We start from the raw sequence: 12574 nt of genomic DNA on the forward strand, positions 1-12574 counted from the left end.
AGGGGGCCAGGGGGATTAATACGGGAACGTCCTACTATCTCAAGCTGGTATTTTAGAATGTTTGCGTATTAAATCCCCCTTTGTCCCCCTTTTTTAAGGGGGATTTGTGCTTATAGGACTGACGAGTTTGTAGCTGATTTTGCATTGCCTCAGCCGGTTTCAATGCCACTAAATCAGCATTAAATTCCCAATTCAGCAACTCCCCCTTGACAAGGGGGCCAGGGGGATTAATACGGGAACGTCCTACTATCTCAAGCTGGCATTTTAAAATGATTACTAAATAAATCCCCCTTTGTCCCCCTTTTTAAAGGGGGATTTGTGCTTATAGGACTGACGAGTTTGTAGCTGATTTTTCATTGCCTCAGCCGGCTTCGATCCTTCCAATTCAGCATTAAATTCCCAATTCAGCAACTCCCCCTTGACAAGGGGGGCAGGGGGATTAATACGGGAACGTCCTACTATCTCAAGCTGGTATTTTAGAATGTTTGCGTAATAAATCCCCCTTTGTCCCCCTTTTTTAAGGGGGATTTGTGCTTTCAGGACTGACGAGTTTGTAGCTGATTTTTCATTTTCTCAGCCCGTTTCAATGCTACTAAATCAGCATTAAATTCCCAATTCAGCAACTTCCCCTTGACAAGGGGATCATGGGAATTATTGGGGGATATGATGCTAACTGAAGCCGGGATTTTAGAATATTTGCGTAATAAATCCCCCTTTGTCCCCCTTTTTAAAGGGGGATTTGTGCATATAGGACTGACGAGTTTGTAGCTGATTTTTCATTTTCTCAGCCCGTTTCAATGCTACTAAATCAGTATTTAATTCCCAATTCCGCAACTCCCCCTTGACAATGGGGCAGGGGGATTAATACGAGAACGTCCTACTATTTCAAGCTGGTATTTTAGAATGATTACGAAATAAATCCCCCTTTGTCCCCCTTTTTAAAGGGGGATTTGTGCATATAGGACTGACGAGTTTGTAGCTGACTTTGCATTGCCTCAGCCGTTTTGATCCTGCCAATTCAGCATTAAATCCCCCTTCTCTTATGGTTTTATACGAGAATATCGAGCCATTTCGAATTGGAATCGGAGATTTTGGCTGACCTATTTGAACCAATTGAAATAAATAAGCACAAATGAGAAGAGGAAAAGAAAACCAATTCCAGCAATGGAGAGCCAGCGCATGGCTTTACCCGGTTGCTGTGCTTTTGTAAGGTGGTGGCTGAAAATTAACTTGTAATTAAGGATGGCAATTATTGGTGCGATAAGAAAAGAAATGGTAGTGGCGAGGCCTATTAGTTGGTTAAAAGAAGCCATGAAAAAACCGATGACCAGCATTCCTCCAAGGGTAATTAGCAGCAACCAGAGCAGGTAATCTGATTTTTTTTCTTGTTGATTGCGCATCACGGCAATTACCCTTGCTGTGGAGCGGGCATAGCCATCCATCACCCCGATGCAAGTACCTAGCATGATGGAAAAGCCAGCTGCTGCAATGATCAAAAATGTCCAGGAGCCCAATTGGGCAGCATATAGATTGACCACTCCAGTGGCAAAAGCGACATTGTTATCAGGCAGCATGTTTCCCGTATTGAAAAGTAGGAAAGCGCCAAGCACTACAAAACAAATGGACAAGATGGCGGAAATCCAATAACCAATATTGAATTCAAAGACCGATTCTTTCACCGTGGGCGTATAACCACTTTGCTTGCTTCTCGCAATGGTCCACAGGCTGTTCCAGGTGGAGGAATCAATGGCAGCCGGCATCCATCCCATCAATGCAATTACAAAAGGCAATGAATGAGGTGTAAGATTCGCAAAAATAGAGAAGTTTTGAATCGGTACCTTGGGGCCATTGGCAAGGGCAATAAAGAAAGCCAAAAGCGTACTGAGAAACATAAAGCTCCCAATGATCTTAATACCAGAATCGAGCAGGGAATACCTTCCCAAGGCAAGGAATAGAAAAGAAATAAACAATAATAGAATAGAAGGGACAAAGAAATAGGCGGGGGCCAATTCTATATTGAATAAATTTTGTAAAAAACCGGCGGCTACCAGACTTACAGCCGCATTCACAAAGAACATGGAGACGAGGTTTATTCCAAGGAACAAGCGGGAAAACCAAGGGTTGATCTTCTGGTAGCCATCGATCAGGGACTGGCCAGTGGCCGCTGCATACCTGGAGCCAAATTCAAAGAATGGCCACTTGAAGAGATTGGCAGCAATAATAAATCCCACCAACCCAAAGCCATATTCAGCCCCTGCTCTGGTGCTTTGCACCAAATGCGAAACGCCAATGGCTGTGCTGGCAAAGAGAATCCCAGGGCCTAATGTCTGTAAAAAGTGTTTTATGTTCAATTGAAATTTAATGAATTATTCCCAGTCAACACCCAGTTTATCACCCAGGGCGCGTAGGTCGTCTACAACTGCTGTAAGCAAAGGGATGCCATTGGCTCTTCTTTCCGCTTCCAGTTCACGCTCAGGATCTCCCGGGATCAATACTTTTTCATGGCCTTCTATAGGTGTTGCTTCCCTAAACCTCCCTATCCAGTTGTCCATGTGTTCTTTAAATTCGTCTGCAGGACGGAAGGCATCCACACGCATTGCGCCAAAGAAATGACCCAAACCTTCTCCTACAGGATTAGGGTGTGGTTCCAGAAATGCAACGAAAGGAGGTACCCAAGGGCCATAATTGGCTCCGGAAAGCACCGCAGAAAATATATCTACCACGGCACCTAGGCCATAGCCTTTTTGAGAACCATGTTCCCTGTCTCCACCTAAGGGTAAAAGTGCACCCCCATCTTTTACGCCCAATGGATCTGTCGTCGATTTTCCATCCTTGTCCTGAATCCAACCGGTAGGAGCCTGTTCTTTTTTTCTTTGCAAGATTTCCAATTTGCCATTGGCCGCAGTGGTGGTTGCCATGTCCAGCACAAATGGGGGCTGGTCTTTAGCTGGAATGGCCACCGAAATTGGGTTGGTGCCGAGAAGGCGCTCTTTTGAAAAAGTAGGGCTTACCAAAGGACTTGCGTTCGTAAGCGAAATGCCGATCATGTCATGTTGCAAGGCCTGCATGGCATGTACTCCCGCAATTCCATAATGATTTGAATTTTTGACGGACACCCAGCCGGTGCCTGCTATTTTGGCTTTCTCAATGGCCACTTTCATGGCAAAGGGAGCGACTACCAGGCCCAAGCCAGCATCACCGTCTACCACAGCGGTACTTGGTGTTTCGTGGACCACACGGACATTTGGTGTTGGATTAATCCTTCCGGCTTCCCATAACCTGACATAGCCAGATAATCGGGCAACACCGTGGGAATCTACGCCTCTAAGATCAGCCGATAGTAATACTGCAGCGGCTGTTTTCGCATCTGCTTCAGGGCAACCTATCTTCTGTAAAACAGCAATTGTAAATTTTTCTAATTGAAAGTGGGTAAAATTCATTTTTGAACAAGCTATTGGGTGATCAATGGTACAAAAATGCAAAAAGTTAATGCGTATCGGAAGAACTTCCTTAATTTATTGCGAGGTAGCGAAGCTAGTATTTTTTTTCTCTGCCACTTTTACCATGGCTTCTGAAACGGCACCTTCTTTTAAGGAATAGGTAGAACAAATCAATTGATCTGTTTGAACATGTTGGGTAATAAAACGAATCAGGCAGGAGGCCACCACAATCATGTCTACTCTCATTGGGATCATGCCTGGGATTTGGAGACGTTTTGCTTTGTCCAGGAGCAATAGGTTTGTAGCGATTGTTTCAAAAGCAGCAACAGGTAAAATATGCTTGATTATTTTTCTGTCTTTTTTCTTTCCTTCCGTGGCAAGAAACATGTCCGTCAGAGTATCAAAAGTACCCGAGGCACCAATAAGTTGCTCAGGAGCATGTTCTTTTATGGCATTGGTAAGTGGAAGGAGCTTTTCGGCTAAATAGGCGGAAAGTTTTTCTACTTCTTCAGGTAAAATAGGGTCATGGTAATGAAACAAGTCCAGCAGTCTTTGGCCACCTATTTCAAAACTACCTTTCCAGAGGATTTCTTCTTCATTGCCAATAATGAATTCAACAGAACCTCCTCCGATGTCCATCATCAGGGCATTTTCGGGATTTAGGCAGCCACTTAGACGAATGCCTTTGTAGATCAACTCCGCTTCCCTTTCGCCATCTATGATCTGAACTTCAATACCGATTTGTTGTTTTATCTTCTTGATAAAGTCCAGTCCATTGTCTGCATTTCTGACAGCACTGGTAGCAAAGGTGAAAATTCTGGAAATATCTTCTCCTTTTATAAGGTTTTTAAAATGTTCGAGGGTATGTAAGCCACGTTTTTCAGCTTCCGGAAGGATAAGGTTTTGATTGATGCCTCCCTGCCCGATTTTCACAGGTACTTTCTCCTGGTAAATAACCTCAAAACCATTGCTGTCAAATGCTATCATTAGCAAATGAAAGGTATTGGTACCCATGTCGATGACTGCCGCCTTTTTCTTCATAAAACCTGGCTTTCAAAAGTTTGTGCGAATATATAAAGTTTATCTAAAAATGTTGATAGCAAGTGGTTTTATATTCAAAAAAATGATGTTAAAAGCAATTCTAAGAAACTTCAAACTTTGAAAAGTAATAAAGATCAATTTTCCAACCCTGTTTTTTGAGGCTGAACCGATGGTTATAGAAGTTTAATTAGGTTTGGTATTCTTGTTTGAGTAAAGGAAAGTGTTGAAAATCAATGGTTTTAGAAAGGGATGAATACCGGCCATACAAAAGTTGGATCAGTCATTCTTGGTATATGAACAGGCACGACAATTGCACTTGAAATCATTAAAAACCTACTGACTCAATAATTACACAAGTATGAAAATTAGCGCATTGATATACTCACTATTAACTGGCCTTATTATTATGGGACTTTTTTCTTGTGCGACCATACCCAAAGGAGTAGAAGTTGTAAAACCTTTTGACAAAGAAAAGTACCTGGGTAAATGGTACGAGATTGCCAGAATCGATTTCAAGTTTGAAAGAAGTTTAAATAATACCACTGCAACCTATTCCTTAAATGACAACGGGACCATTAAGGTTGACAATCAAGGGTACAATACTAAAAAAGAAGAATGGACTCAAGCGATAGGCAAAGCAAAATTTGTAGGGGATGAGGATATCGCCAAGCTTAAAGTGTCCTTCTTTGGGCCATTTTATTCGGGATACAATGTGATTGCGATTGACAAAGACTATAAGTATGCTTTGGTTGCAGGGAAAAGTCTAAAATACTTATGGATACTGTCTCGTGAAACAGTAATACCCAATGATGTAAAGGAGGAATACCTGAAAATTGCCCAGGAGATCGGTTTCAATACTTCTGACCTGATTTGGATTGAACATGACAAGGTGAAATAAGTAACCTGAATCTCAATATAGGTAGGGTATAGCCTTGAGAGATTTAAAACAATATTTATTGAAAGCAGTTAGAAATGAAGGTTACTGATTACAATTAATTTAAATAATTGGACCACGGATACATCATGGAGATTAATAAATATTACGATATTATTGCTGAAAAATTAACTGGCTGGTTAGAGCTTCTGGTTAAAATGCTTCCAAATTTTGTGGTAGCAGTTTTGGTGCTTATTGCATTTGTTTTTGCTGGTAGATTAGTTAGGGACATTAGCGGTAAGCTGCTGGACAGGACAATAAATAACAAATCTCTTTCTTCTATAATTTCAAAAATTATCTACATAGTTGTTTTGACTATTGGTGTTTTTGCAGCATTAACTTTACTAGACCTTGATAAGACAGTCTCTTCCTTACTTGCTGGTGCAGGTATAATTGGTTTGGCACTGGGTTTTGCCTTTCAAGACATTGCTACCAATTTTATTGCAGGATTTTTTATGGCCATTAAACGTCCCTTTAAAATTGGTCAAGTGATTCATTGTGAAGGCCACAGTGGTGTTATCAAACATATTGGAATACGTACGACAGAAATAACTTCGTTTCAGGGACAAGAGGTTATCATTCCCAACAAAATGTTGTTTCAAAACCCATTGATAAACGATTCCGAGAACACTTACAAAAGGATAGACCTAAATGTAGGGGTGTCCTATGGAGAAGATTTGGAACGTGTAAGGGACATCGCCATTGAAGCAGTGAGAAATACACCAAATATCAATAAAGACAAGGACATTGATCTTGTCTATTTGGCTTTTGGAAGTAGTTCTATTGATTTTAGAATTATGATTTGGGTAGCATTCAAAAGTCAATTGGAATTCTTGAAAAGTCAAAGTGAAGCGATTATAGCCATCAAAAAAGCATTTGATAAAGAAGACATCATGATCCCTTTCCCTATCAGAACATTGGATTTTGGAATCAAGGGTGGTGAAAAGTTAAATGAGGTGTTTCCACAAGAAAAAATGCAACCCAATGCAGGAGGAGAATCTAACCAAAGGCCTCGAGACAATCAAAGCAGGGAATAGCATTTGAATTGGATCAATTTTTTCGAGGGTGATAAAGGGGGGGATATAATAGGAAACTATTGTATATAAATCACTTCAAGATGACCCACTTTATTGTTATTATATATTTTAAAATAGTAGGACTAACTGGATTAATCTATGTTTGGACTTATTAATTTCTTTTGACCCAATTAAAAATCTACTAAATTGAAAGTTAATTGAGTCGATGTATTCGTACGGCAGGGGTAATTAAAGTTTGGTTACCACTTAGTGATTATTATTATGAGCCGATATTTTTCAAATAGCAAAAAAACAACGCACTCGAACAGGCTGTTAAATTTGACAGGGATCTTTACGCTTGTGGCAATGTTTTCTGGGATTTTGTTATTTCTTACCAGCGAAAAACAAAATGAACAGGTGCTCAAATCTTATTGTGGAGATTATGGGTTTTATGGCAAGTCTTTGGTCCTTATGAAGGACAGCACATTTAGATTCAGTTATCATGGTTGTAGTCAGGCTAATGGTTTTGTTAGCGGGACATGGAAGGCTAACGGAACAACTTTAACATTCTCACCCGATCAAATAGATGAAAATTTAGATTTCCAATACCAACGTAAAAACCACGAACTTGTGCCAATGAATAAATCTGTAAATGAAAAATTTACTTTATGTGAAAATTACATTGCAGATTGGGGAATTATTGAGATGATCGAAGAGCCGGAATGCCTTTAAAACCTTTGCTTTGATCTAATTGCAAAGCCATGAATCTAGACATGTCATCATCCATTAAGACCAAGAAATTTATCCGTATAGGGTAAGAGATTCTTTTAAAACCATAAAAACTTATTTAGATTGAAGTGTTATTGCAGGATGGGTAAAGTTCAGGCTGCACTTTATCCGTTAGTTGAGTGTCTTGCCTGTGAATAGATAGGAGCATAATACATCCATTGCCCTACCTCACTTCCCCATGCACAGACCAAGGCAAGTCAATAAGCCACTTTAGAATGCAGCATTAGTAACGCTTACACTTACCTTGTATTTGTGCTGACTCCAGTGGACACCATTTTCACATTCCTGACATACAAAGATTCAGTACTGATATTTTCATTATGCTATCCAATCAACTTTTGCCTATTTCTACAAGTGTTTTACCAAATCCGAGTAACTTTTTTTGGATTCCTGATCCTAAAAATAAGGTTATCAAAAAATACCTATTTGGTTTGTTTTTCCTTTTTGTTTTTTGCACTTCCTGTCAAAAAAAAGACAAAATGGAGTCCATTAAAAATGATGTCAAGCCTGAAATCAAAAAAGAAGAAATCACTTCGCAAGGACCTCAAGGTATTACGCGTACGATCATTCAAGACAGGAAAGGTGATATCTGGATAGCTGCCTTTGATGGGGTTTTTCGCTACGATGGAGTTTCTTTTACCAATATTACCAGTGAGGTAAGTTCGGCTCGCTTCTTTTCTGTTTTAGAAGATAGTAAAGGCAATATGTGGTTTGGTACTATTGGGTCAGGTGTCTATTATTACGATGGTAAAACCTTTCAAAATTTCACTACCAAGGAGGGCCTTGTTAACAATGAAATTGGTACTATTTATGAAGACAGTAAAGGGGATATTTGGTTCGGTGCCAATGGTGGAACAAGCCGTTTCGATGGAGCATCATTTAGGAATTATATGATGAAGGGAGATTCAATGCATGAAGTGGAACCAGGGGAAACTTATCCAAATCTTAAGCGCAATTCTAATGAAGTTACTTCTATAATCGAAGACAGTTCAGGCAAATTTTGGTTTGGTACAAGAGGGAATGCCTTCGTTTATGATGGGGAAACATTTACAGTTTTAAGAGATAAGGGCAAGCCGTTTATCAATGTTCGATCCATAATTGAAGACAATAAAGGCACTATCTGGCTGGGCAGCCAATTTGGCCTTTGGCGCTACGATGGCAGTACATTTACCAAAATCACTCAGGATGGCGTAAGTTACGTCCACAAAGGTAAAGATGGTGATATTTGGACGAGTTCATCAACTGATCGAGGTTGGGTGCTTTCCAATTATGAAGAAAAATCCTTGCTCAATAAAAAACCCATAGCACGCGAAATAAATCCAAATAAAGGCAAGATGCTTTTTGGGATTTTGGAAGCAAACGATGGAAGTATATGGTTTGGTGCTGATGGGGCGTATCGTTATGATGGAAATACTGTTATCGACTCAGATGGTAAAGTGGTCGGTAATAATTGGATTGGTCAATGATTTAAAGTTGACAAAAAAAAGAGCTCGTGCCAGAGAAATTTGCATGCTTTACATCTTTTGCCCAAGACAAAGTCAATAGGCCTCTATGGCGCTTAATGTGTAGTTTTAGTTGTTGACAACAGTAAATTGTATAATTAATTTAAGTCAAAAGGATGAAAAATTATTTAAGAATTTTAATAATCGCATTGCTCTTTAGCAGTTGTGAAAACAACAAAACGTTAAACGCAAATAGCGTTGAAGTAGACCAAACAACTATCGGCAATCACATGGAAAGGTTGGCTTCAGATGAATTTCTAGGAAGAAAACCATTTACTGAAGGGGAAGTAAAAACCGTGACTTATTTAAAGGATGCGTTTGAGGAATTGGGGCTTTTGCCAGGAAATGGGGAAAGTTTTTTTCAGGAGGTTCCGATGGTAGAAATCACAGGAATGCCTTCTGAAAAAATGACGATTAGCGGCGAGAATACCAGTTTTGATTTGGCCTACTTAAAAGATTTTGTAGCCACCACAAATAAAACAGTAGCAAAAGTGAACCTTGAAAACTCCGAACTTGTGTTTGCTGGTTATGGGATTGTTGCTCCCGAATATGGGTGGAATGATTATGAGGGCATTGACTGGAAAGGAAAAACAGCTGTTGTTTTAATCAATGATCCGGGCTTTAAATCGGGAGATTCTACATTGTTTAAAGGCAATGCAATGACTTATTATGGTCGTTGGACTTACAAATATGAAGAAGCAGCAAGGCAAGGTGCAGCTGGAGTAATTATCATTCATGAAACTGAACCGGCTTCTTATGGTTGGAATGTGGTAGAGTCTAGTTGGAGCGGTGCCAGATTGGTAATTGAAAGTGATTTACCCCTTTTGGAGGTAGAATCCTGGATAAGTGCTGAAAGTGCTCAAAAATTATTTAACGCATCAGCCATGAAAGGGCAGGATTATAAAGCCATTGCTCATGAAAAAAGTTTTCAACCTATACCACTAGATTTAAGTGTTTCAGTGGGTATTGAGAATGAGATAAAAAAAGACGTTTCTAAAAATGTAGTGGCGATGATACCAGGTACTAGCCAAAAGGATGAATTCATTATTTATTCTGCACATTGGGATCATTTAGGCCTAGGCAAATCCGTAGATGGTGATTCCATTTACAATGGAGCGGTGGACAATGCTACAGGTACTGCAGGTTTACTGGCCATAGCAGAAGCATTTAAGAAAAGTAAACCTTCAAAACGATCGATTGTGTTTATCGCATTAACGGGTGAAGAGCAAGGTTTGTTAGGTTCGGCCTATTATGCTGCATACCCTATTTTTGATCCGAATAAAACAGTTGCCAATATTAATATGGATGCTCTTTTCAGTCCTGGTAAAATGAAAGATTTAACCATTACCGGGTATGGTCAGTCTGAAATGGATGAATATGCCAAAGCAGCAGCCGAAGAACAAGACAGGTATATCATTCCAGACCCAGTGGCAGAAAAAGGTTATTTCTTCAGGTCAGATCATTTTAATTTTGCTAAAATTGGTATTCCTGCTTTGTATTCGAGCGGTAGTTTTGAGGGATTTGACAATAGCATCGAAGAGATTAAGGCCTTCAATGATTCCTATGAAGAATTTAAATACCATCAGGTGTCAGATAATTACGATGCTAAAACTTTTGAATTAAGTGGTATTAGATTAGATCTTCAGCTGTTTTTTAATGTGGGATTGAAATTGTCTAATGAAGATTATTTCCCAAAGTGGTATGATAGCAGTGAATTTAAAGGCGCAAGAAAATAAATCATAACGATTGCCAATTTTATAAAATTCATTTTTTAGACATTCCTAAAGAAATACGGCTCAACAGGGTAATGAAAAGGAATAGTGATAAAGGTGCAACTTTCGAATTTGAGGTAAGTGAAGAGGATTTTTTTTTATGGAAAGTTGGTTTGAGAAACCGGACGATAATGAAATGGTGACTAGAATAGTTATCACAGAATAAAAACGAGCACCGAATAAATAGGCATATTTTCGGTTGCGTCAGCCTGATTTTTAGTGTTTACCACCCTCCGAAAATTCAAGGCTTGCGATGACAATTTAGAATGCTAAATGGGTGTTTTTTATTTTTTTAGTTTTAAATAAAGCACAAAGGTTTTCAAACTATTGGCGAAACATTTTTTTGAATTTCCCAATACATGCAAAAAACCAAACCAACGAATTCATTTATGGGATTTAAATAATATTAACATTTAAATGGTTGCATATGCAACTATCATGTTTATATTTGCAGCAAATTCTAATAAAATGAAAAACGAATGTAATGGATACATTACAGAGTATGGCATTTTGCCATGGCTCGGTAAAACTATTAAATGCATTGACATTTACATTAACAATAATTTAAAGCAAGCAGGTATTGACTTAACAAAAAAACAAATGCTTGTTCTCAAGGCCTTGTCCATGAAAGGTCCCTTGCCACAACATGATTTGGCCTTTATAACGGAGCGTGATAAAGCCTCTTTGGCAAGGTTTATCAATACTTTAGAGAAGAAAAATCTAGTGGCCAGAATACCATTGGCTACGGATAAAAGAATAAACATGGTACACCTTACCAAGCATGGGGAAAAGGTTTTTCAAAATACTGTTCCTATTTTTAAGAAGTTAGTTTTACAAATTCAGGAAAACATACCGGAACAGGAGCTAGAACAAACGGCAAGAACACTTGACAAAATAAAAGAAAATATAGAGAATTTAAATAGTGGTTGCAATAGCAACTAATACGTATGAAAAGAAAAATAATAATAATTGGCGCAAGTGTTTTGATCTTGGTTATTGGGTTTTTTGTTTCAAATCTCCTGAAAGAAAGCAAAAAAGTACCTTTAAAGAACAAAGGGATAACTACAGCAACTGTATTTGCGGAAGCCGTTGAAAATTCAACTCTACCTCTGGAATTAACCGCAACCGGAAGTTTAGAAGCCAAGAATAGAGTAGAGATTTATGCCGAGGTGCAAGGCATTATGACTTCACCAGTAGGCAGTTTTAAAGAAGGTGCAACTTATAAAAAAGGCAGCGCCTTGGTATCCATAGAATCTGATGTTTACAGTGCTGGATTGATGTCGCAAAAAAGTAGTCTGCAAAATTTGGTGACTTCAGCATTGGCAGATCTCCGTTTGGATTATCCGTCTTCATTTAAAAAGTGGAATGACTTTCTAATGCAAATTGATGTAAGTCGTCCATTGCCACCTTTGCCAGATGCTGCATCCGACAAGGAAAAAATGTTTATTACCGGACGAAATATTTACGCTACCTATTACACCGTGCGTAATATGGAACTGACGCTGGCCAAATACAATATTACGGCACCTTTTAATGGCGTACTGGTAGAAGCTTTGGTTACGCCAGGTTCGCTGATCAGACCGGGGCAAAAATTGGGTGCATTTATTCAGCCAACGGTTTACGAAATTGAAGCACCGGTAAGCGCTAGCATGATTAATCTTTTAAAAATTGGTCAAAAGGTTGACGTTACACCAACCAATAATACTTCACAAAAATGGGTGGGGGAAATTACACGAATCAACAGGTTGGTGAACAGTGAAACGCAAACAACCAATGTATACATTCAACTTCGCGGTGAGGGATTGGAAGAAGGCATGTTTGTGAAAGTCAATATTATGGCTACGGAAATAGAAAATGCCTACGAGATAAGTCGAAGTGTGATTTTTGACAAGGATCAAATTTTTGTGGTAGAGGATTCTGTTCTCGTTCAAAAAACAATTGAACCCGTTTATTACAATGATAAATCAGTAGTGATAAGGGGGCTTGAGGATGGTGAAAAAGCTCTTTCGAAATTACCAACAGGGGCCTATTCGGGAATGAAGGTTAACATTTACAAAGAGCAATAACGGTGATTTCTGTT

Annotated in this window: 10 protein-coding genes; 7 read left to right on the top strand and 3 right to left on the bottom strand. The window is 39.1% G+C overall.

All coding sequences use genetic code 11. The annotated features are described in order from the left end of the window. Positions 1 to 1100: 1100 nt before the first annotated feature. The 3 genes from AC0L7T_RS05940 to AC0L7T_RS05950 form a co-directional block, all read right to left on the bottom strand. A complete protein-coding gene (locus AC0L7T_RS05940) occupies positions 1101 to 2351 on the bottom strand; it encodes an NRAMP family divalent metal transporter (RefSeq protein WP_473341570.1) in 1251 nt (416 codons plus the stop codon). A 15-nt stretch (positions 2352 to 2366) separates the two neighbouring features. After that, entirely contained in the window at positions 2367 to 3440 is a 1074-nt protein-coding gene (locus tag AC0L7T_RS05945; protein WP_473341571.1) for an Ldh family oxidoreductase, read from the bottom strand. A 75-nt stretch (positions 3441 to 3515) separates the two neighbouring features. Next, the gene (locus AC0L7T_RS05950) at positions 3516 to 4481 is read right to left on the bottom strand and encodes a Ppx/GppA phosphatase family protein (protein WP_473341572.1); all 966 of its coding nucleotides are present in this window, start codon (positions 4479 to 4481) and stop codon (positions 3516 to 3518) included. Between the two features lie 358 nt (positions 4482 to 4839). On the opposite strand from AC0L7T_RS05950, the gene AC0L7T_RS05955 reads away from it, so the two are divergent. From AC0L7T_RS05955 to AC0L7T_RS05985, 7 genes are all read left to right on the top strand, one after another. Beyond that, a complete protein-coding gene (locus AC0L7T_RS05955) occupies positions 4840 to 5379 on the top strand; it encodes a lipocalin family protein (RefSeq protein ID WP_473341574.1) in 540 nt (179 codons plus the stop codon). A 125-nt stretch (positions 5380 to 5504) separates the two neighbouring features. Continuing rightward, positions 5505 to 6452, top strand: coding sequence for a mechanosensitive ion channel family protein (locus tag AC0L7T_RS05960; protein ID WP_473341575.1), 948 nt, complete (start codon positions 5505 to 5507; stop codon positions 6450 to 6452). A gap of 318 nt (positions 6453 to 6770) precedes the next feature. Continuing rightward, entirely contained in the window at positions 6771 to 7163 is a 393-nt protein-coding gene (locus tag AC0L7T_RS05965; protein ID WP_473341576.1) for a hypothetical protein, read from the top strand. Between the two features lie 536 nt (positions 7164 to 7699). Beyond that, positions 7700 to 8686, top strand: a complete 987-nt coding sequence (locus AC0L7T_RS05970) for a ligand-binding sensor domain-containing protein (protein ID WP_473341577.1) — start codon at positions 7700 to 7702, stop codon at positions 8684 to 8686. A 152-nt stretch (positions 8687 to 8838) separates the two neighbouring features. Continuing rightward, a complete protein-coding gene (locus AC0L7T_RS05975) occupies positions 8839 to 10458 on the top strand; it encodes a M28 family metallopeptidase (RefSeq protein WP_473341578.1) in 1620 nt (539 codons plus the stop codon). A gap of 504 nt (positions 10459 to 10962) precedes the next feature. Beyond that, entirely contained in the window at positions 10963 to 11436 is a 474-nt protein-coding gene (locus tag AC0L7T_RS05980) for a MarR family winged helix-turn-helix transcriptional regulator (protein WP_473341579.1), read from the top strand. A gap of 5 nt (positions 11437 to 11441) precedes the next feature. Next, positions 11442 to 12560 (top strand): efflux RND transporter periplasmic adaptor subunit, encoded by a 1119-nt coding sequence (locus AC0L7T_RS05985; protein WP_473341580.1) that lies wholly within the window; start codon positions 11442 to 11444, stop codon positions 12558 to 12560. Positions 12561 to 12574: the final 14 nt, after the last annotated feature.

The organism is Cyclobacterium sp. 10D3-21, from assembly GCF_055809755.1.